An 18,971-nucleotide genomic window follows, 5' to 3' on the forward strand; every position below is an offset into this window, starting at 1 on the left:
ACGTCTAACACGTTACGGCCCCACTCCCGCGCCTCAATCCTGCGGGCGAACGTCCCGGTTCAGGGCAGTCTCTTCGCTGAGGGCAATCGTGGTGACGAATGCGCGATTAGCGGCGGGGGAGGGAGGCGGTCACGATCAGGCCGCCGCCGTCGCGGGGCTTCGCCCGGACGTCTCCGCCGTGCGCGATCGCCACCGACCGTACGATCGACAACCCCAGCCCCGCGCTGCTGCCCGTGACCACCCGCTCGGCGGCGTGCCGGTGGAAGGGCTTGAACAGCTGCGGAATATCGTACGGCGGCACGCTCGGCCCGGTGTTGCTGACCTCCACCTCGACCTTGCCATCCCCCACGGTACGGCTCACGACCCGCACCCATCCGGTGCCGTCGTCCAGGTTGTACCGGATGCCGTTCTCGACCAGGTTGTGCACCAGCCGTTCGAGCAGCAGCGCGTCGCCGGTGGTGGGTGCCTGCGCGGCGACCTCGTACACGGTGATCTTGGAGTCGAAGGCTTCCCCGGCGGTCTGCTCGACCACGTGCGTCACCACGTCCGCCAGGTCCAGCGGCGACCGGTCCGCGATCTCCTGTTCGGACCTGGCGAGCAGGAGCAGGCCCGAGATGAGGCGTTCGTGCCGGGCGTTGATCTCCAGCAGGCTCTCGCCCAGCTCCTTGACGTCGGGCGAGGCGGTACGCCGGTGCATGGCCAGCTCGACCAGCGCCCGGTTGAGCGTCAGCGGCGTACGCAGCTCGTGCGAGGCGTTCGCCACGAACCTGCGCTGCCCGTCGAAGGAGTGGTCGAGCCGCTCCACCATGGTGTCGAACGTGTCGGCGAGCTCCTTGACCTCGTCCGGGGGTCCGTTCAGCGCGATCCGCTCGTGCAGGCCGCGCTCGGCCATCGGGGCGGCGGCGATCTTGCGCGCGGTGTCGGTCACCTGGTGCAGGGGGGCGAGCACCCGCCCCGCGACCACCCACCCGAGCCCCACCGCCGCCCCGCCGACCACGACCAGGGCGATCGCGCCCTCGGTGAGCAGCGAGGTGACGGCCGCGGTGCGCAATTCCAGCTCCTGCCGCCGCAGCCACTCCACCGCGTCGGGGCCCGTCAGGAGGACGCCGTCCTGGACGAAGAACAAGTTCTTGGTCTTGCCCGGTTCCGACGCGACCCGTTTCTCGAAGGACTGGGTCAGCTGCTGGTTGAACAGCAGGTAGGTGACGCCGAGCAGGGTCAGCCCGGCGACGAAGAACAGGGCGCCGTACACGAGGGTGAGCCGCAGCCGCAGCGTCGGCTGCGGACGAGGACGCCACGGCAGGTTCATGCGATCTGGTACCCCACCCCCGGCACGGTCTCCACGACCGGCGGGTCGGCGAGCTTGCGGCGCAGCTTGAGGATGGTGAGCCGGACCGCGCCGGTGAACGGGTCCGCGTGCTCGTCCCACGCCTTCTCCAGCAGTTGCTCGGCCGAGACGACACTCCCGTTCGCCCGCATCAGCTCGGCCAGCACCGCGAACTCCTTCTTCGACAACGGTACGAACCGCCCGTTCCTGAACACCTCCCGCCGCGCCGGGTCGAGCGTGATCCCGGCCCGCCGCAACACGGGCGGCACGGCCGGTCGCGAGCGCCGTCCCAGCGCCAGGACGCGGGCGGCCAGCTCGGGGAACGCGAACGGCTTCGACAGGTAGTCGTCGGCCCCGATGGACAGGCCGGTCACCCGGTCGTCGAGCTGGGCGGCGGCCGTGAGCATCAGCACCCGCGCGTCGCGTTCTGACTCGACCAACTCCCTGCACACCTGGTCACCGTGGACGCGCGGCAGGTCGCGGTCCAGCACGACCACGTCGTAGTCGTTGACCGCGATCCGCTCCAGCGCCGCCGCGCCGTCGTGCGCGAGATCGACCGCGTGGGTCTCGCCGCGCAGCCACTCGGCTATCGCGTCGGCGAGCAAACGCTCGTCCTCAACCACCAGCACCCGCATGGCGCACCTTTCATCCGCTTGCAGAGCCGAGTGTGGCCGAGGAGGCATTTGGTCCGGATAAACCGCGACAGATGCCGGTGGAAACGCTGAAGAAACAGGGTGCCGTATTGCATCTCCCCTCGTACGACGTTCATTCGATGGAGGAGAAATTCATGCGAGGACGAGTCCTCATCGCGCTGTCAGCGGCCGCCCTGTTCCTGTCAGGTTGTGGCGGGGGAGAAGGCGGCTCCGACGTGGCGTCCGTGAACGGCACCGGCAACCAGGCCGCGGCCAGCGCGAAGCCCAGCGAAGACCCGCACCAGAGGAACCTCAAGTTCGCCCAGTGCATGCGCGAGAACGGCGTGGACGTCCCCGACCCCGAGCCGGGCAAGGGCATGATGATGAAGTTCGACGGGAGCGTTCCCAGAGAGAAGGTCGAGCAGGCCCAGGCGGCGTGCAAGCAGTACGCCCCGAGCGGCCAGCGGTCCGGCCAGGCCGACCCCAAGATGGCCGAGAACCTGCGCAAGCTCGCCCAGTGCATGCGCGACAACGGCGTGGAGAGCTACCCCGACCCCGACGGCGGCATGATGCGCATCACCGGCGACGTCGCCGAGGACCCCGACTTCAAGACCGCCCAGGAGAAGTGCCAGAAGGAAGCCGCCGAGGCCGGCATGGGGGGTTCTTGATGGGTATGGCCACCCTTGACGGGAAGGCGGAGCCGGACGCGGCGCGCCCGCGCCGCCGCCGCGGCCGGGGCAAGGTGGCCGCCGGGCTCCTGGTCGTGGTGGCCGCCGCGGCCGGCGGGCTGGTGGCCGTGAACAGCGCGGGCCTGCTCGACGGGAACGCCGGCCCGACCCAGTCGGCCAGCGCCCTGCCCCCGGCCACGACCCCGGTGACCAAGCAGACCCTGAACGACACCAGGGACGCCGACGGCGAACTCGGCTACGGCCCGGTGACCACGGCGGTGAGCCGGCAGCCCGGCACGATCACCTGGCTGCCCGACAGCGGCGCGCAGATCACCCGCGGCAAGTCGCTGTACCGGGTGGACAACAAGCCGGTCATGCTCATGTACGGCTCCCCGCCCGCCTACCGCGACCTCAAGATCGGTACGGAGGGCAAGGACGTCGAGAACCTGGAACGCAACCTCAGCAAGCTCGGCTACGACGGCTTCACGGTCGACGACGAGTACACCTACGACACGGCCGAGGCCGTCAGGGAATGGCAGGAGGACCGGGGCCTGGACGAGACCGGCGTGGTCGAGCTGGGCCGGATCGTCTTCGCCCCCGGCAAGGTACGGGTGGAGAGCCTGGAGTCCGAGGAGGGCCAGCCGGCCACCCCCGGTCAGAAGGTCCTGACGTATACCGGCACGTCCAAGGTTGTCACGGTACGGCTGGAGGCCGAGGACCAGCGCATGGCCAAGAAGGGCTCCAAGGTCGAGGTGACGCTGCCGGACGGCAAGAGCGTGAACGGCAAGATCACCGACGTGGCCACGGTCATCGAGCCGGGCGAGGGCCAGAACGCCGAGCCGGAGACCCGGCTGGAGGCGCTCGTGTCGATCGGCAACACCAAGTCCGCGCGCGGGCTGGACAAGGCCGCGGTGGATGTGACGTTCACGGCCTCCAAACGCAAGGACGTGCTCACGGTGCCGGTCGCGGCGCTGGTGGCGCTCCAGGAGGGCGGGTACGGCCTGGAAGTGGTCGAAGGCGGCAGGTCCCGATATATCGGTGTTAAGACGGGTCTGTTCGCCGGGGGCCGGGTCGAGGTCACCGGCGACGGGCTCACCGAGGGTATGACCGTGGGGATGCCGAAATGACGTACCCCATGATCGCCCTGACGGATGTCTCCAGGACCTACCCCGGCGGCGTGGCGGCGCTGACGGAGGTGTCTCTCCGGGTCCAGCACGGCGAGCTGGTCGCCATCGCCGGCCCGTCCGGCTCGGGGAAGTCGACGATGCTCAACGTCGTCGGCACCCTCGACCGGCCGTCGGCGGGGACCATCCACATCGACGGGTACGACGTGTCGAAGCTGTCGGACAACCAGCTCTCCGCGTTGCGGGCCACCACGATCGGCTTCGTCTTCCAGTCGTTCCACCTGGCCGCGAAGGTCCCGGCGCTGGACAACGTGGCCGACGGCCTCGTCTACACCGGCCTGAGCAGGTCCGAACGGCGCCGCCGCGCGACCGCGGCGCTGGAACGGGTGGGGCTCGGGCACCGGCTGGACCACGAGCCGCACGAGTTGTCCGGCGGCGAGCGGCAACGCGTGGCCATCGCCAGGGCCGTGGCGGGGGACCCGCCGCTGGTGCTGGCGGACGAGCCCACCGGCGCCCTGGACTCGGTCTCGGGCACGGGGGTGATGGAGCTGCTGCACGAGCTGAACGCCGGCGGCACCACCATCGTGATCATCACCCACGACCGGGAGATCGCCGCGAGCCTGCCCCGGCAGGTACGCATGCGAGACGGCCGGATCATCTCGGACTCCGCGGTGAGCCCCGAGTCCCTGCCCGCGAAACCAGTGGAAACAGGAGTGGCGTGATGGGAGTAGTCGAGGTGCGCCGGCCGAAGTTGGCCCCGGCGAGAATGCGGCCGCGCGACATCATGCGGGTCGGCGCGATCGGCCTGCGCACGCGTCCGCTGCGGGCGTTCCTGTCCGCGCTCGGCATCGCCATCGGCATCGCGGCCATGGTCGGCGTGGTCGGGCTGTCGTCCTCGTCGGGCGCCGAGCTCGACCGTACGCTCTCCGCGCTCGGCACCAACCTGCTCACCGTCTCGTCGGGCACCACGCTCATGGGCGAGGCGGCGCAGATGCCGAAGGACGCGGAGGCGATGATCGAGCGCATCGGCCCGGTCGAGGCCGCCTCGTCGACCGGGAAGATCGGGGAGGCCAAGGTCTACCGCTCCGAGCAGATCCCGGAGGCCCAGACGGGCGGCCTCAGCACGTACGCCGTCCGCCTCGACCTGCCCGCCACCGTGGGGGCGACGCTCCAGAGCGGGACCTGGCTCAACGCGGCCACCGAACGCTACCCGGCCGCCGTGCTCGGCGCCACCGCGGCCCAGCGGCTCGGGGTGGGCGCGGCGGGCCCGGACACCCAGGTCATCGTCGGCGGCATCCGCTTCACGGTCGTCGGCGTGCTGGCCCCGGTGGCACTGGCCACGGACCTGGACAGCGGCGTCCTGGTCGGCTGGCCGGTGGCGGAGTCCAGGCTGGGCTTCGACGGGCATCCGACCACGCTCTACACGCGTTCGGAGGAGGCCAGGCTGGAGTCCGTACGCCAGGTGCTGGCCGGCACGGCCAACCCGGAGGCGCCGAACGAGGTGGACGTCTCCCGCCCGTCGGACGCGCTGGCGGCCAAGCAGGCGACCAGCCAGGCGTTCGCCAACCTCCTGCTCGGGGTCGGGGCGGTGGCGCTGCTGGTGGGCGGGGTCGGCGTGGCCAACACGATGGTCATCTCGGTCCTGGAACGCCGGGCGGAGATAGGGTTGCGCCGCTCGCTGGGGGCCACCCGCGGCCAGATCCGCACGCAGTTCCTGGCGGAGTCGCTCCTGCTGTCGGCCATGGGCGGAGGCGGCGGTGTGCTCCTGGGCATGGGGGTCACGATGGGCTACGCGTTCTACAGCGGCTGGCCCTCCGTGGTGCCCGCCTGGGCCACGATCGGCGGCCTCGCGGCGACCCTGCTGATCGGCGCCGTGGCGGGCCTGTATCCGGCCATCCGCGCCGCCCGCCTGTCCCCGACAGAGGCCCTGGCAACGCCGTAGGGTGGTTATTCGGTCGCGTAGCAGGTCGTCTTGCCGACGATCCGGACCCCGGGTTTCTCTCCGGCGAGCACGGTCAGCTCGAACGTCAGGCGGGTCTTCGGATTACGCAGCACCGACACGTCCTGGTCCTCGTCGCGGAGGTCCACGTCGTCGACCACCTCGCTGTAGCCCATCACCTGGAGCTTGTCCAGCAGCCCTTCGGAGGCGTCGGCGAGGTCGCTCTCCGCGCGGAAGAAGTGCCGCACCTGGCCGGATACGCAGGTGTCGTCCTCGGCCCGCTCGACGGCCGACAAGCCGAGTTCGGCGGCGCTGAGCAGGGTGCCGGCGTCGAGGTCGAGCTGCCTGGTGGCCTCTTCGAGGGTGGGTAACTCGGAGGCCGCCGCGCAGGCCGTTATCGCCGCGACGCAAAAGAGAATCGCGGAAACAGCGTGACGGCCGGCGTGCACGTTGGGACGATATCCGAGATCATCCGAGCCTATCGGGCAAATCACGCAAATGCACAATTATGCCGCGCGGCGCTGGACGTCGCTCATCGGCGCCGGAGCCTCGAGATCAGGCCGAGGTCCTCCGCGCACCGGCCCAGTCCGAGGGCCACGGAGTCCAGCGGGCGCTCCGCCCTGCGAACCGGCATGGACAGCGCCGAACGCAGCCGCCGCCCCAGCCCTCGCAGCAACGAACCTCCCCCCACCAGCACCGCACCCCGCTCCACGAGGTCCGCGGCCAGCTCGGCGGGGCAACGCTCCACGGTCTCGACCGCCGCGCGCACGATGGACTCGACCGGCTGCCTGGTCGCCTCGTAGATCCCCTGTACGGGCAACGCCGCCGTGCGTTCGAAACCGGCGTGCGGGTCGTGCCCGCGGACCGGCACCGCCCGGTCCAGCGGCTTCCAGCTGCTCGCGTGCCGCTTGGCCGCCTCCACCTCCGGCTCGTCGAGCAGCAGCCCGTACTCGCACTCCACCCACCGGACGATGGACCTGTTCATGGTCCGGCCGCCGTAGGGAACGGCGCCGGCCGCCACCACGGCCCCGCTCGACACCACCGCGACCCTGGCGGTGTCGCAGCCGATGTCGATCACCATGCTCCCGACGCAGTCCATGACCGGCAGGCCCGCCCCGAGCGCCGCCGCCAGCGCGTGCGGGATCAGCAGGATCCCCCTGGCCTCCGCCTCGAACGCCATGTCGCGCAGCGCCAGCTGCGCGATCGGGGTGGAGTCCTCGGGCAGCGCCATGACGATGCGCGGCCTGGAGAACGGATGCCGGTGCACCTTGCGCAGGAAATGCCGGATCATGCGCCGGGCCAGCTCGTTGTCGACCGGCAGGCCGCCGCTGACCGGCCAGCACGTCTCGGCGTCGGCGTCGGCGTCGGCGCCGTCGGCCGCTTCCGCGCCGTACCCGATGACCTTGCCCGTGAGGGTGTCGCGGATGACGGCGGAGGGCTCGTCGAGCACGATGCCCTTGCGCTTGACGTAGATTCGGGTGCTGGCCGTGCCCAGGTCCATCGCCAGGTCACGACCGAGGAGACTCATGGCGGTACCGGGGGCTCGAGCATCATGCCGGGTCTATTTCCTGAGCGGCTCCAACACAACACCATGAACGGAACGGAACCCCTTTACCCGGTGTTCCGCCTGCTGGCGTTCAGGCGCGTTTGAGGTCGGCCAGCGTCTCGTCGGCCCACTGGATGCTGGTGCGGAGCTGGCTCAAGCCGAGTCTCAGCGCATATTTGCCGAGCCCGGCCTCGCCCCCCTTGCATTCCAGCACCGCCAGCCGGGCCTGGTAGCCGGCCCTGATCCGTTCGACCGTCGCGATCGCCTCGTCCCTGTCGAGCAGCGGGAGCAGGAACGCCTGGAGCGCGATCTCGCTGCGGATGGTCAGCGACGGCGCGTGATCCACCATCCACTCGTGCAACTCGCGCGTGCCCTCCGGCGTGATCGTGTAGATCTTGCGCCCCCTGGCGCCCTCCGACTCCACCGCCACCAACCCGTCGGAGGCCATCTTCACCAGCTCCGGATAGATCTGCGTGTGCCCGGCCTGCCAGACGTGGTTGAGCGAGTGCTCGAACTTCTTGGCCAGGTCATAGCCGCTGGCCGGGCCCACACCCGACAACAGCCCGAGCAGCGCGATCCGTAGGGACATGCCTGCCAGCATATCGAAGATTTGACATGTCAGAGCTTACATATAAACATTTACCTGTGACTACTGACATGAATCCCAAGGGCAAGGGACTGGTGTTGCTCGCCGCGCTCGGCGGGATGTTCCTGGCGCTGCTCGACCAGACGATCGTCGGCACGGCGCTGCCACGCATCACGAGCGAGCTGGGCGGCTCGTCCCTTTACGTCTGGGTGGTGACCGCCTACCTGCTCACCTCCACGGTGACGGTCCCCCTCTACGGCAGGTTGTCCGACCAGCACGGCAGGAAGCCGTTGTTGCTGGTCGGGATGGTGGTGTTCGTGGCGGGCTCGGCGTTGTGCGGGGTGGCCCAGGACATGGTGCAGCTCATCGCCTTCCGCGCGCTCCAGGGGCTCGGCGCGGGCGCGCTGCTGCCGCTGTCGATCGCGCTGGTGATGGAGCTGTTCCCGCCGAGTACGAACGGAGCCCGCGTCCAGGGCGCGCTCGGCGGCGTGATGGGGCTGACGTACCTGGCGGGGCCGTTCCTCGGCGGGCTGTTCACCGACCACGCGACCTGGCGCTGGGCCTTCTACGTGAACGTGCCGCTCGGCCTGGTCCTGATCGCGATCGTGGTGCTGCGCTTGCCGAACCGGCCAGGCGTCGGCGGCGGCCGGCCGGACTACGCGGGCATCGCCGTGTTCACCGTGGCCATCACCGCGTTGTTGCTGGGGCTGACGGAGAAGGGGCTCGACGGGAACGCGTGGACCGACGCGGCCGTGGCCGGGCCGATCGTGCTCGCGCTGGCGTTGCTGGCGGTGTTCGTGCTGGTGGAGCGGCGGGCGGCCAGTCCGATCATGCCCATGCACCTGTTCGGGAACCGCACGTACACGCTGGTGAACTTGACCTCCTTCTTCACCGCCTTCTGCATGTACGCCGGAGTCGTGTTCCTGCCGCGTTACTTCCAGGAGGCCCTCGGCGTCAGCGCCACCGAGTCGGGGCTGCGGATCTACCCGATGACGCTGGCGATGGTCGTGGGCAGCGTTCTCATGGGCGTGCTCACGTCCAGGACCAGGGTCTACAAGCCGTGGCTCGTCGCCGCCCCGTTCCTCCTCGTCGCGGGCACCCTCCTGTGCCTGAACCTGACCCTGCAGACCGGTGCCGTGGCGCTGGCGGGATGGATGTCGCTGATAGGGCTGGGGATGGGGCCGATGTTGTCCGGGCTGACCATGGCCGCGCAGCAGTCCGTCGAGCCGCAGTACATCGGCACCGCCTCGGCCAACCTGACCTTCTTCCGCCAGATCGGCGGCTCCGTGGCGCTGGCCGTGGGCGGCACGCTCTACACCTCCACGGTCACCGCCAACGCCCTCGTGCACGGCGTGGCCGCGGCGCATGCCTCCGCGGCGGCCCTCGTCATCCCGTCGATCGGGGTGGTGGGGGCGCTGGTCGCCCTGGTGGCGCTGGTAGCGATGCCGGCCAAGAGGCTGGATGCGCCGGCCGTACCGGAGAACAAGGTCGAGGTCGGTTTCGCGTCATAAGCGGTGGCGTGCGAAGCTGTGATTGTCCCCAACACCACGGAGGTCCTCTCATGGCGGAAACACCGGAGCCGGAAACCGACGAAACTCCCGAGGACGAAATGAAGCGCAAGTTCCGTGAGGCGCTGGAGCGAAAGCGTAACCAGCATGCCGACTCGGGCGCGGGTGGCAGGGGCGGCGACCCATCGAAGATCCACGGGGCGCACGGTCCGGCTGCGAGTAAAAGATCGTTCAGGCGCAAGAGCGGCGGCTGAGGCTCGGGTCCGCAGGGGGTACGGCATGCCGTGCCCCCTTTCTCATTCCCGACCAAAGGTAGATCTTTGCCCGGTTCATGGTGAATCATTGGCGTTTGTCCGAATCGGTGCTATGTTTTTGCCCATTACCAGCCGGTGACCTGGCCCTTACCAAAGAGGGACCGCCGCTGGCGCCGAATCCCGAGCAGTCGGGAACCGGGGACCCACCTGATTGTGGGGTGAATCCGACCGCGTGTCGGTAGGGCATCTCCACGCCCGAACCCGTCAGCTAACCCGGTAGGCGTGAGGGAGAGGACGTGCCCCATGGACAGCAGCGGCGTACCCCCAGGAGACGTAGTGCCGGCCGTTCACTGAGCGGCCCCCTTCCCTAGGTTCCCCCCTGTGCGCTCCGCGTAGCCGGCATCGGGCCTCGTGTCCGGCCAGGCATTCCGCCAGGCGAGCGCAATCCCCCATCCCCTGCGCGAAGGATTCGATGCTCCATGTCTGCTTGCTCTGGCCTGCGTTCCCTCGCTCTGCGTTCCCTCGCTCTGCTCACCGCCTCCACCACCTGCGTGCTGACCGTCACCTGTTGCGCCGCGGCCCGCGCCGACTCCGGCACCGACGACAAGGTGCTGCTCAAGGGCTCGACCACGGCGTCCTACTTCTGGGACGACTCCTCCGGTCGCGCCGGTGACACGGGACTGCCGGCCAGCGGCAAGCCCATGCAGAAGGGGCTGGCCGCCAGCCCGAGCTGGCCGCTGCTGACCGAGGGGTACGTGATCTACAAGGGCAAGAAGCTGCCCTTCTTCGTAGGAGATCGCGGGCCTGGTGAGCCCTCCAGCCGCGGCGTCATGCTGGACCTCGACGCCAAGACGTTCGCCGAGCTGACCGGTGGCTCGTTCAACTCCGACACGCTGGGCGTCGACGGCGTCGGCGGGCAGGGCCACATCGACATCGACTACGTCATCACCAAGTGGGGCGACGGCCCGGGCAAGAAGAACTATCCGGTCCCCTTCTCCACCGGCGCGTGGTCCGAGTAGGACCGGCATCCCGGCGCCTTTACGAGAGCAGGACCAGAATGACATTCTGGTCCTCGTGACCACCCGCGTAGCCGCGAACGGCATCGAAATCGCCTACGAGAGCTTCGGCTCGCCCGCAGCACGGCCGCTGCTCCTCATCATGGGGCTCGGCGCCCAGCTCATCCACTGGGACGAAGGGCTCTGCGAGCTCCTGGCGGAGCAGGGACACCACGTCGTACGGTTCGACAACCGCGACACCGGCCTGTCCACCCACTTCCACGACCACGGCGTTCCGGAGCAGGGGGCGCCGTCGGCGTACCTGCTGGACGACCTGGCCGACGACGTCGCCGGGCTCATGGACGCCCTCGGCTGGCCCGCCGCCCACGTGGTCGGCGCCTCGATGGGCGGAATGATCGCCCAGACGCTGGCCATCCGGCATCCCGGACGACTGCTGACCCTGACCTCCATCATGTCCACGCCCGGCCCGTCGATCGCCCCGCCGTCCGAGGCCGCGCTCGCCGTGCTGATGGCCCGGCCCCCCGCCGACCGCGAATCCGTGCGGGCGCAGGCGGTGACGACCTGGTCGACCATCGGCTCGCCCGGCTACGAGCTGGACCGGGAGAAGGTGATGGCGATGGCGGGGCTGGCCTACGACCGGTGCTTCGACCCCGCGGGCACGGCCCGGCAACTGGCCGCCATCATGGCCTCCGGCGACCGTACGGAGTCGCTGGCCGGGGTGAGCGTGCCCACTCTCGTCATGCACGGAGAGGCCGACCAGCTCGTTCCGATCGTGGGCGGCCGGGCCACGGCGGCGGCCATCCCCGGCGCCCGGCTGGTGACGTATCCGGGCATGGGGCACGATCTGCCGCAGCCGCTGTGGCCCCAGATCGTGGCTGAGATCACCAAGCTGACCACCGCCTGAGTGCCTACTCTGCGGCTTCGTCGGGCAGCAACGCCTGCTCGTCGGGCTTGTGGACCAGCACGTTGTCCACGTACGACTTCACCGCCGTGGTCAGGCCCACGTCGGCGCCGGCCTCCTCAGACAGGTACCAGCGGTGGTCGAGGATCTCGTGGAAGAGCTGCGCGGGCTCCAGCTTGCCGCGCAGCTCTGCGGGGATGGCCTCGACCGTCGGCTGGAACACCTCCGCCAGCCACCGGTGCGCCACGATGGCCTCGTCCTCGTGCCGCAGCCCCTTGGCCACCCGGAACCCGTCGAGGTCGTTCAGCAGCCGCCGCGCCTGGTTCTCCTCCACGTCGAGCCCGGTCAGCCTGAGCAGCCGCCGCTGGTGGTGCCCGGCGTCCACGACCTTCGGGCGGACGATCAGCCGCCCGGTGCCGACCTTGCGCCGCACCATCATCTCGGCCACGTCGAAGCCCAGCAGGTTGAGCCGCCTGATCCGCTGCTCCACCCGGTGCCAGTCCACCTCCTCGATGATCTCGCTCTGGGTGATCTCGTCCCACAGGCGGTGGTAGCGGGTGACGACGTCCTCGGCGGTGTCCATGGGGTCGATCGACGGGTGTAGCAACCCGCCGGCCTCCAGGTCGAGCATCTCGCCGAAGATGTTCGTGTGCGCGACGTCGATGTCGCCGAGCCGCTGGCCCTCGCTGATCATCGGGTGCATCTCGCCGGTCTCGGCGTCCACCAGGTAGGCCGCGAACGCCCCCGCGTCCCTTCGGAACAACGTGTTGGACAACGAGCAGTCGCCCCAGTAGAAGCCGTTCAGGTGCAGCCGCACCAGCAGCACGGCCAGCGCGTCGAGCAGCCGGGTGAGCGTGTCGGGCCGGAGCGTGCCCGACATGACCGCGCGGTAGGGGAGGGAGAACTGCAGGTGCCTGGTGATCAGTGCCGCGTCCAGGTCGTTGTCGCGGCCGGTGACGTACGCCACGGGCTGCACGGAGGGCGCGTCGATCCGGGCGAGGTCCCACAACAACTGGTACTCCCGCTTGGCGTAGCGCTCGCTGATCTCCTTGATCGCGTACACCTTGCCGGACAGCCGCGCGAACCGCACGACGTGCCGCGAGATGCCGCGCGGCAGATCGACCAGGTGATGCTGCGGCCAGTCTTGCAGGGGGACCTCCCAGGGGAGGCGGATCAGGTCAGGGTCGCCTAGCGCGCCGGTGATCTGAAGGGGCATTTGCTCAGGATAAGGTGCATCGGTGGACGAGTTTCTCAAGTGGTACTTTTCCGGCCGCCCCGTCTTCGCCAGCATATTGGGGGCAGACGGTTACGATCACACACTCGGCGACTTCACCGCCACTGCCTGGACCGCCCGCGAGCGCGAGCAGGTCCGCTGGCTCGAACGACTGTCGGCGACCGAGGCCACGTCTTTCGAGGACGCGATCGACAGAGATCTTGTCCTCTCGCAGCTGAGGGGCTCGATCGCGCTGGCGTCCTGGCCCGAGTGGCGCCGCGACCCGGCGCCCTACCTCCAGACGATCTTCACCGCGATGTACACGCCGTTCCAGCGCCGGCTCAAGCCGGAGCCCGAGTTGGTGGCGGCCGCGATCTCCCGGCTGGCCGAGGTGCCCGGGGTGCTGGCCGCCTGCCGGGCGAACCTGGACCCCGACCTGGCGGCGCCGCTGCTGATCAAGCGCGGGCTCGGCCAGGCGCGCACCGGCCGCAACTTCCTCACCCGCACGATCCCGTCCATGGTCGACGACCCCGGCCTGCGCGCCAAGCTGGCCGAGGCCGCCGAGCCGGCCGCGCGGGCGTTCGACGAGCTCGTCACGTTCCTGGAGGGCTTCGAGTGCGGCGGCACCTGGCGGATGGGGGAGCGGCTCTACTCCACCCTCCTGCGCGAGCGCGAGCTGCTCGGGTACGGCGCCGCCGAGCTGCACGAGAAGGGCAAGGTCGCCTGGGCGGAGCTGGACGCGCGCATGCGTGAGGTGGCGGTCCAGGTCAACGGCGGCGCGGACTGGCGGGCGGCGATGGAGGTCCTCATGGACGACCATCCGCCGACCTTGGCCGACATGCGGGCCGAGTACGAGGCGGAGACCCAGCGGGCACGGGAGTTCGTGCGCGAGCGGGACCTGGTGACGTTCGCGGACGGCGAGGAGTGCCTGGTGCTGCCGTCGGCCGAGTACAGCCGGCCGGTGTTGTCCGTCGCCCACTACCTCTCGCCGCCGCCTTTGAGCGCCTCGCGCACGGGCGTCTTCTTCGTCCCCTACACGCCTGACGACTTCACCCCCGAGCAGGTACGCCAGCGCCTGCGCACGAATTCGCGGGCCCAGATGCCGTCGATCTCCGTGCACGAGGCATACCCGGGGCATCACTGGCATCTGTCGTACATGGCGGGCAACCCCCGTACCGTCAGGAAGGTCTTCAGGACCTCGTACTTCACCGAGGGCTGGGCCCTCTACGTCGAGAAGCTGCTGCACGAGCAGGGCTACTTCGACACGCCGGCCACCGAGCTGGCCCACCTGGACTGCCGGATCTTCCGCGCCGCCAGGATCGTGGTGGACACGGCGCTGCACTGCGAGGACATGTCGATCGAGCAGGCGGAGACGTTCATGGCCACGAAGGCGTCGTTGTCGCCCGGCACGGCGCAGGGTGAGGTGAACCGCTACTGCGCCTGGCCCACGCAGGCGCCCTCCTACCTGACGGGCGCGATCGAGATCGGGCGCATCCGTGAGTCGTTCCGGGGGTCCTTGAAGGAGTTCCACGACCGGATCGCGGGCTCCGGCGGGCTGCCGCTGGGGCTGGCGGAGCAGGTCGCGCTCTCATAGCCGGGGGAACGTCGGGGGGTTCAGCGCGCGGTCCAGCACGGCCGTGAGCTGCTCCTCCGTCAGGATCGCCGGTTTGCCGACGCCGAGCCCCCGCACGTACACCTCGCAGAGCCACTCCAGCAGCCGGGTCGCCTCGAACGCCTGCTCCAGCGTCGCCCCGATGGTCACCCCGCCATGGCTGGCCAGCAGGGCGGCCTGCTTGCCCCGCAGCGCCTCGCGCACGTTGGCGGCCAGTTCGGGGGTGCCGTAGGTGGCGTACTCGGCCACCTTGACCACCCCGCCGAGCAGCAGCGCGTTGTAGTGCACCGGCGGCAGCTCCGTCATCGTCGTGGCCACCACCGTCCCGAACACCGAGTGCGTGTGCACGATGGCCTGGGCGTCCGTGGCCTCGTAGACGGCCAGGTGCATGGGGGTCTCGCTGGACGGCTGGAGCTCGCCCTCCACGAGATGCCCCTCTGTGTCCACGATGGGGCACACCTCCGGGGTCAGCCGGTCGAGCGCCACCCCCGACGGGGTGACCGCGACCAGATCGCCGTGGCGCACGCTCAGGTTGCCGGAGGTGCCGATGACCAGGCCCAGCTCGGCGGCGCGCCGGCCGTACTCGCACAACTGCTCACGCAGGCTCATGCGGTCGAACTTAGTCGGTCGTTTGGCCGGCGGCGGGCCGGAATGCGTCGAGGGCGCGCAGCATGAGACGTCCGAGATCGACGCGGGTGAGGCGGTCCGGGTAGAGGAGCAGGTGCAGGCTGAGGCCGTCGACCAGGGCGAGCAGGTGTTCGGTCAGGTCATCCAGGTTGTCGTCCGCGCGCAGCTCTCCGGCCGCGCGGGCCTGCCCGAGCAGGTCGCGTACGGCGGCGCGCAACTCGCCAGCCTCCGCCCGCTGCACCTCGGCCAGCCGCTCCGAGGCCAGGCTCCGGCTCCAGAAGCTGACCTCCAACCGGCTCTCCTGAGTACGCTCGGCGTCCAGCGGCAGGTTGTCCAGCAGCAGCTCGCGCAGCGCCGCCAGCCCTGTCACCCCCTCGACCTTCCTGGTCAGCCGGGCCCTGATGCGCTGGTGCGACTGGCGCAACGCCGACAAAAGGATCTCGTCCTTGTCGGCGAAATAGTGGGCCAGCACCCCGTTGGAATATCCGGCCTCCTTGGCGATGGCCCGCGTGGTGGCGGCGTCGATGCCGTCCCTGACGATCACCCGGCGGGCCGCTGACAGAACCTCCCGCCTGCGCTCGTCGTGATCGACGATCTTCGGCATCCGCTGCCTCCCGTTGACTTTTTATTCGGACGTCTGTCTATTTAGACTATGACCGTCGTCACCGTCGGCGTCCACATCGTCGACATCCTCGCCCGGCCCATCGAGCACATCCCCGAGGGCCAGGACACCGTACTGGTGGACCAGATCCGCCTCACCGCCGCCGGGGCCGCCGCGGGCACGGCGGTGGACCTGGTCAAGCTGGGCAACTCCGTGGTCACCATGGGGGCGATCGGCGACGACGAGCTGGGCGACTTCCTGGTGGCGGTGCTGGCCAAGCGGGGCGTGGACGTCTCCTGCCTGGTGCGCAAGGCGGGGGCGCAGACGGCCGCCTCGATCCTGCCCATCAGGCCCGACGGCGGGCGTCCCAGCTTCCACGTGCCCGGGGCGAACCTCGGGGTGACGTACGCGGACCTGGACGTCTCGGTGTTGCGCGCGGCGCGGGCGATCCATCTGGGCGGCATGGACGTCACGTTCGGCCTGGGGGACCCGGCGTTCTTCGCCCTCCTGGACTCGCTCCGCTCGGCGGGCACCATCGTCACCATGGACCTCCTCTCGGAGATGCCCGACTTATTGGGAATGGCCCGAGCCTTCCTGCCCCACGTGGACTACGTCCTCCCGAACGAGGCCCAGGCCCTGCTCATGACCGGGGCGCTGGGGATCGAGGAGGCTGCGGCTGCCCTGCTGGCCGACGGACCCCGCGGCGTCCTGGTCACACTGGGGGAGTCGGGCAGCCTCGTGGTGACCGGGGATGGTTCCGAACGCGTACCCGCCCTGAAGACGGACGTCTCGGACACGACCGGCTGCGGCGACGCGTACTGCGCCGGGTTCCTCACGGGTCTCCTCCACGCTCAGGACATCCTGACCGCCGCCCGCTGGGGCACGGCCGCCGCCGCCCGCGTCGCCACCGGGCTCGGCTCCGACGCCGGCCTCACCGACCTCGACTCCACCCTAAGGATCCTCGGATGACTGACGCAGAGCTCCGCCGGCGGGCCATGAAGGTGGTCCCCGGCGGCATGTACGGCCACCTCAACGCCGCCCTCTTCGCCCCCGGCTTCCCCCAGTTCTTCGCACGGGGCGAGGGATGCCGGCAGTGGGACGTGGACGGGCGCGAGTACATCGACTTCATGTGCAGCTGGGGCCCGGTCGTGCTCGGTCACCGGCACCCGCGCGTGGAGGCGGCCGCCGCCGAGCAGGCGGCCCTCGGCGACTGCCTCAACGGTCCCGGCCCGATCATGGTCGAGCTGGCCGAACTCCTCGTGGACACCGTGCCCAGCGCCGACTGGGCGATGTTCTCCAAGAACGGCACCGACGCCACCACGCAGGCCCTCATGGTCGCCCGCGCCGCCACCGGGCGCACGAAAGTGCTGGTGGCCCACGGGGCCTATCACGGGGCGGACCCCTGGTGTACCCCATCCCTGTCGGGGACCACGCCGAACGAGCGGGCCGACCTGGTGGAGTTCACGTACAACTCCCTGACGTCTTTGGAGGCCGCGGCGGCGACCGTCGAGGGGGACGTGGCGGCGATCATCGTGACCCCGTTCAAGCACGACTCGTTCGAGGACCAGGAGCTGGTGGAGCCGGCCTTCGCCCGCGGCGCCCGCGCCCTGGCCGACCGGCTCGGGGCCGCGCTGGTGATCGACGACGTGCGGGCGGGCTTCCGGATCGACCTGCGGGGGTCGTGGGAGCCCTATGGGGTACGCCCCGACCTGACGGCCTGGTCCAAGGCCATGGCGAACGGCTACCCGATCGCGGCCGTAACGGGCACGGACGCGTTGCGCGGGGCGGCGCAGACGCTGTACTCGACGGGCTCGTTCTGGTTCTCGGCGGTGGCGATGGCCGCGGCCAAGGCCACCATCGAGACCCTGCGCGACACCGGCGGCATCGGCTCCATGGAGAGGGCGGGCACCCAGCTCAGGGAGGGCCTGTACGCGCAGGCCAAGTCCCATGGCTTCGTGGTGAACCAGACGGGTCCGGTGACGATCCCGTGGCTCAGCTTCGACGGGGACGCGGATCTGTCGGTCGCGCTGTACTGGAGCGATGCCTGTTTGCGGCACGGGGTCTATATCCACCCGTGGCACAACTGGTTCATGTCGGCCGCGCATACGGAGGCGGACGTAACGAGGGCACTGGAGGGTACGGACCAGGCCTTCGCCGAGACCCGCGCCCACTTCGGCTGACGTTCATGAGCGCCGCCTGGACTCCGAAGCGGCCCAGGTGAAAATGCCTTTCGCCATGAGCGACAACTCATTGGCCGCCCTGGTGGAAAAGACCTCCGCGCGTACGCGATGCACGCCCGCGTCGTCCGGAGCCGCCAGGGCGGCCATTTCCGCCAAATGCCCGGCCAGGCGTTCGTCGCCGCCGGAAAGGGCCTTGAGTGCCGCGTCCGCGAGGGCCGCGGGGCCGCCCGCCAAATCCGCGACCGATTTCGCGAGAACCGCGTCGGGTGCGGGTTTGAGATTGGCCGGATTGCCGTCGTACCAGCCGCCGTAGAGCCGCCACAGATTCCGTACGATGAATTCCGGCTCGTCGTAGCGGGCGCGCAGATACGGGCGGTCGGACAGGTGGGCGGGCGGCTGCACGGAATGGACGATCTCGTCGAGCCGTGCGCCCGCGTTGAGCAGCTCCAGGGTTTGCGTGACGAGCGATTCCAGCCATTCGGCGGTTTCCAGCAGTGCTTTACGGATGCGGTCGCGGCCGAAGATCGGGGCGCCGTGGCTGGGGAGCATGATTTCGGCGTCCATGGCGGCCATGAGGTTCAGGGCGTGCACCCATTCCCGGGGATAACGCTGGACCTTCTGCGGGTTGCCGCAATTGGGCGTCACCCAGATGAACAGGTCGCCGGGGAGCAGCAGGCGGTGCTCGGGCACGTACCCGATGGTCGCGTCGTCCGTCTCGCCCTTGGCGTGCAGGAGGTCGAACGTCAGGCCGCCCCGCCGCACGGTCAGGCTGGAGGTGTACGTGACGTCGGGGTAACGGTAGTCGGTGGGCCAGCGGAGGTTGGGGGCCTGGAACTGCCGCTGGTTGATCACCGCATTGTAGCCATTTGTCACCAAATAACGCTCAAACCGGTCAACTACGGCTTTATGGGCATAAACCGTGGCGCGCGGCCCCGCCTCCTCGAACGGCCCCGTCCCGAACACATGATCAATATGTCCGTGCGAGTAGAACGCGGTCGTCAGCGGTGCCCGGCTCCATCGGCGCACGTCCTCGTGCAGTTGCGAGGCCGAGAACGGACTGCTCGTGTCGAACAGCACCAACTCCCCCTCGGTCTCGAATGCGATGACATTTCCGAACCCTGACCACCAGCCCAATCCATCCGTTACTGTCTGGACGCCCTTGCCCTCCATGCCCGCGTCCACGATGCTGTCGTCTGATTCCCCGCGCCACACGCGCTCCGCGTACTCGACAATCATG

Annotated in this window: 20 protein-coding genes and 1 riboswitch; of the genes, 11 read left to right on the top strand and 9 right to left on the bottom strand. The window is 69.7% G+C overall.

Annotated features, from left to right (window positions below; all coding sequences use genetic code 11):
• Nucleotides 1–106 precede the first annotated feature (106 nt).
• Nucleotides 107–1,309: a sensor histidine kinase gene (locus tag ACFLIM_RS24300; protein WP_393169076.1), complete on the bottom strand. Its 1,203-nt coding sequence runs from the start codon at nt 1,307–1,309 to the stop codon at nt 107–109.
• Nucleotides 1,306–1,962 (bottom strand): response regulator transcription factor, encoded by a 657-nt coding sequence (locus ACFLIM_RS24305; RefSeq protein WP_393169078.1) that lies wholly within the window; start codon nt 1,960–1,962, stop codon nt 1,306–1,308. The genes ACFLIM_RS24300 and ACFLIM_RS24305 overlap by 4 nt, the downstream gene beginning before the upstream one ends.
• A gap of 152 nt (nt 1,963–2,114) precedes the next feature.
• Here ACFLIM_RS24305 and ACFLIM_RS24310 point away from each other — a divergent pair, with 152 nt between their 5' ends.
• Genes ACFLIM_RS24310 through ACFLIM_RS24325 form a run of 4 tightly spaced genes read left to right on the top strand, consistent with a single transcriptional unit; the run spans nt 2,115 to nt 5,693 of the window.
• Complete coding sequence (locus ACFLIM_RS24310) at nt 2,115–2,627, top strand: hypothetical protein (RefSeq protein ID WP_393169080.1); 513 nt, start codon at nt 2,115–2,117, stop codon at nt 2,625–2,627.
• Nucleotides 2,628–2,632: 5 nt separating this feature from the next.
• Nucleotides 2,633–3,754: an efflux RND transporter periplasmic adaptor subunit gene (locus ACFLIM_RS24315; protein WP_393169082.1), complete on the top strand. Its 1,122-nt coding sequence runs from the start codon at nt 2,633–2,635 to the stop codon at nt 3,752–3,754.
• Nucleotides 3,751–4,473, top strand: coding sequence for an ABC transporter ATP-binding protein (locus ACFLIM_RS24320; protein WP_393169084.1), 723 nt, complete (start codon nt 3,751–3,753; stop codon nt 4,471–4,473). Before ACFLIM_RS24315 ends, ACFLIM_RS24320 begins: the two co-directional genes overlap by 4 nt.
• Nucleotides 4,473–5,693, top strand: a complete 1,221-nt coding sequence (locus ACFLIM_RS24325) for an ABC transporter permease (protein WP_393169085.1) — start codon at nt 4,473–4,475, stop codon at nt 5,691–5,693. Before ACFLIM_RS24320 ends, ACFLIM_RS24325 begins: the two co-directional genes overlap by 1 nt.
• 5 nt (nt 5,694–5,698) lie before the next feature.
• Here ACFLIM_RS24325 and ACFLIM_RS24330 read toward each other — a convergent pair whose 3' ends face one another.
• From ACFLIM_RS24330 to ACFLIM_RS24340, 3 genes are all read right to left on the bottom strand, one after another.
• Nucleotides 5,699–6,139 carry a hypothetical protein gene (locus tag ACFLIM_RS24330; RefSeq protein WP_393169087.1) on the bottom strand — a complete coding sequence of 147 codons (441 nt, stop codon included), beginning with the start codon at nt 6,137–6,139 and terminating at the stop codon, nt 5,699–5,701.
• Between the two features lie 83 nt (nt 6,140–6,222).
• Complete coding sequence (locus ACFLIM_RS24335) at nt 6,223–7,218, bottom strand: rod shape-determining protein (RefSeq protein ID WP_393169089.1); 996 nt, start codon at nt 7,216–7,218, stop codon at nt 6,223–6,225.
• Nucleotides 7,219–7,327: 109 nt separating this feature from the next.
• A complete protein-coding gene (locus tag ACFLIM_RS24340; protein WP_393169090.1) occupies nt 7,328–7,825 on the bottom strand; it encodes a PadR family transcriptional regulator in 498 nt (165 codons plus the stop codon).
• A gap of 56 nt (nt 7,826–7,881) precedes the next feature.
• Between ACFLIM_RS24340 and ACFLIM_RS24345 the strand changes: the two genes are divergently transcribed.
• The 4 genes from ACFLIM_RS24345 to ACFLIM_RS24360 all read left to right on the top strand — a co-directional run bounded on the left by ACFLIM_RS24345 (nt 7,882) and on the right by ACFLIM_RS24360 (nt 11,504).
• Entirely contained in the window at nt 7,882–9,333 is a 1,452-nt protein-coding gene (locus ACFLIM_RS24345; protein ID WP_393169092.1) for an MDR family MFS transporter, read from the top strand.
• A gap of 98 nt (nt 9,334–9,431) precedes the next feature.
• On the top strand, nt 9,432–9,584 hold the full coding sequence (locus ACFLIM_RS24350; protein ID WP_160150423.1) for a DUF5302 domain-containing protein: 153 nt from the start codon (nt 9,432–9,434) through the stop codon (nt 9,582–9,584).
• Between the two features lie 161 nt (nt 9,585–9,745).
• Nucleotides 9,746–9,882, top strand: a riboswitch (cyclic di-AMP (ydaO/yuaA leader).
• A gap of 181 nt (nt 9,883–10,063) precedes the next feature.
• A complete protein-coding gene (locus tag ACFLIM_RS24355; RefSeq protein WP_393169094.1) occupies nt 10,064–10,603 on the top strand; it encodes a hypothetical protein in 540 nt (179 codons plus the stop codon).
• A gap of 55 nt (nt 10,604–10,658) precedes the next feature.
• Complete coding sequence (locus tag ACFLIM_RS24360) at nt 10,659–11,504, top strand: alpha/beta fold hydrolase (RefSeq protein WP_393169095.1); 846 nt, start codon at nt 10,659–10,661, stop codon at nt 11,502–11,504.
• A 4-nt stretch (nt 11,505–11,508) separates the two neighbouring features.
• Here ACFLIM_RS24360 and ACFLIM_RS24365 read toward each other — a convergent pair whose 3' ends face one another.
• On the bottom strand, nt 11,509–12,717 hold the full coding sequence (locus ACFLIM_RS24365) for a DUF4032 domain-containing protein (protein ID WP_393169097.1): 1,209 nt from the start codon (nt 12,715–12,717) through the stop codon (nt 11,509–11,511).
• 22 nt (nt 12,718–12,739) lie between these two features.
• Here ACFLIM_RS24365 and ACFLIM_RS24370 point away from each other — a divergent pair, with 22 nt between their 5' ends.
• Nucleotides 12,740–14,308: a DUF885 domain-containing protein gene (locus ACFLIM_RS24370; protein ID WP_393169099.1), complete on the top strand. Its 1,569-nt coding sequence runs from the start codon at nt 12,740–12,742 to the stop codon at nt 14,306–14,308.
• Here ACFLIM_RS24370 and ACFLIM_RS24375 read toward each other — a convergent pair.
• Together ACFLIM_RS24375 and ACFLIM_RS24380 are read right to left on the bottom strand one after the other, a co-directional pair.
• Nucleotides 14,303–14,935, bottom strand: a complete 633-nt coding sequence (locus ACFLIM_RS24375; protein ID WP_393169101.1) for a class II aldolase/adducin family protein — start codon at nt 14,933–14,935, stop codon at nt 14,303–14,305. The genes ACFLIM_RS24370 and ACFLIM_RS24375 overlap by 6 nt on opposite strands.
• Before the next feature lie 10 nt (nt 14,936–14,945).
• Nucleotides 14,946–15,557 (bottom strand): TetR/AcrR family transcriptional regulator, encoded by a 612-nt coding sequence (locus ACFLIM_RS24380; protein ID WP_393169103.1) that lies wholly within the window; start codon nt 15,555–15,557, stop codon nt 14,946–14,948.
• A 48-nt stretch (nt 15,558–15,605) separates the two neighbouring features.
• Here ACFLIM_RS24380 and ACFLIM_RS24385 point away from each other — a divergent pair, with 48 nt between their 5' ends.
• A complete protein-coding gene (locus tag ACFLIM_RS24385) occupies nt 15,606–16,523 on the top strand; it encodes a carbohydrate kinase family protein (protein ID WP_393169105.1) in 918 nt (305 codons plus the stop codon).
• Nucleotides 16,520–17,734, top strand: coding sequence for an aminotransferase class III-fold pyridoxal phosphate-dependent enzyme (locus ACFLIM_RS24390; RefSeq protein WP_393169107.1), 1,215 nt, complete (start codon nt 16,520–16,522; stop codon nt 17,732–17,734). Before ACFLIM_RS24385 ends, ACFLIM_RS24390 begins: the two co-directional genes overlap by 4 nt.
• A 3-nt stretch (nt 17,735–17,737) precedes the next feature.
• Here the strand turns inward: ACFLIM_RS24390 and ACFLIM_RS24395 are convergent, their stop codons facing one another.
• Nucleotides 17,738–18,970, bottom strand: coding sequence for an alkyl sulfatase dimerization domain-containing protein (locus ACFLIM_RS24395; RefSeq protein WP_393169109.1), 1,233 nt, complete (start codon nt 18,968–18,970; stop codon nt 17,738–17,740).
• Nucleotide 18,971 lies beyond the last annotated feature (1 nt).

Origin of the sequence: Nonomuraea marmarensis (genome assembly GCF_043197025.1) — a bacterium.
GTDB classification, from domain to species: Bacteria; Actinomycetota; Actinomycetes; order Streptosporangiales; family Streptosporangiaceae; genus Nonomuraea; species Nonomuraea marmarensis.

What these genes read in the sequence shown, in the direction of transcription:
- ACFLIM_RS24300 (WP_393169076.1), bottom strand. Translation starts at nt 1,309, where the DNA reads ATGAACCTGCCGTGGCGTCCTCGTCCGCAGCCGACGCTGCGGCTGCGG.
- ACFLIM_RS24305 (WP_393169078.1), bottom strand. Translation starts at nt 1,962, where the DNA reads ATGCGGGTGCTGGTGGTTGAGGACGAGCGTTTGCTCGCCGACGCGATA.
- ACFLIM_RS24310 (WP_393169080.1), top strand. Translation starts at nt 2,115, where the DNA reads ATGCGAGGACGAGTCCTCATCGCGCTGTCAGCGGCCGCCCTGTTCCTG.
- ACFLIM_RS24315 (WP_393169082.1), top strand. Translation starts at nt 2,633, where the DNA reads ATGGCCACCCTTGACGGGAAGGCGGAGCCGGACGCGGCGCGCCCGCGC.
- ACFLIM_RS24320 (WP_393169084.1), top strand. Translation starts at nt 3,751, where the DNA reads ATGACGTACCCCATGATCGCCCTGACGGATGTCTCCAGGACCTACCCC.
- ACFLIM_RS24325 (WP_393169085.1), top strand. Translation starts at nt 4,473, where the DNA reads ATGGGAGTAGTCGAGGTGCGCCGGCCGAAGTTGGCCCCGGCGAGAATG.
- ACFLIM_RS24335 (WP_393169089.1), bottom strand. Translation starts at nt 7,218, where the DNA reads ATGAGTCTCCTCGGTCGTGACCTGGCGATGGACCTGGGCACGGCCAGC.
- ACFLIM_RS24340 (WP_393169090.1), bottom strand. Translation starts at nt 7,825, where the DNA reads ATGTCCCTACGGATCGCGCTGCTCGGGCTGTTGTCGGGTGTGGGCCCG.
- ACFLIM_RS24350 (WP_160150423.1), top strand. Translation starts at nt 9,432, where the DNA reads ATGAAGCGCAAGTTCCGTGAGGCGCTGGAGCGAAAGCGTAACCAGCAT.
- ACFLIM_RS24355 (WP_393169094.1), top strand. Translation starts at nt 10,064, where the DNA reads ATGTCTGCTTGCTCTGGCCTGCGTTCCCTCGCTCTGCGTTCCCTCGCT.
- ACFLIM_RS24365 (WP_393169097.1), bottom strand. Translation starts at nt 12,717, where the DNA reads ATGCCCCTTCAGATCACCGGCGCGCTAGGCGACCCTGACCTGATCCGC.
- ACFLIM_RS24375 (WP_393169101.1), bottom strand. Translation starts at nt 14,935, where the DNA reads ATGAGCCTGCGTGAGCAGTTGTGCGAGTACGGCCGGCGCGCCGCCGAG.
- ACFLIM_RS24380 (WP_393169103.1), bottom strand. Translation starts at nt 15,557, where the DNA reads ATGCCGAAGATCGTCGATCACGACGAGCGCAGGCGGGAGGTTCTGTCA.
- ACFLIM_RS24385 (WP_393169105.1), top strand. Translation starts at nt 15,606, where the DNA reads ATGACCGTCGTCACCGTCGGCGTCCACATCGTCGACATCCTCGCCCGG.
- ACFLIM_RS24390 (WP_393169107.1), top strand. Translation starts at nt 16,520, where the DNA reads ATGACTGACGCAGAGCTCCGCCGGCGGGCCATGAAGGTGGTCCCCGGC.
- ACFLIM_RS24395 (WP_393169109.1), bottom strand. Translation starts at nt 18,970, where the DNA reads ATGATTGTCGAGTACGCGGAGCGCGTGTGGCGCGGGGAATCAGACGAC.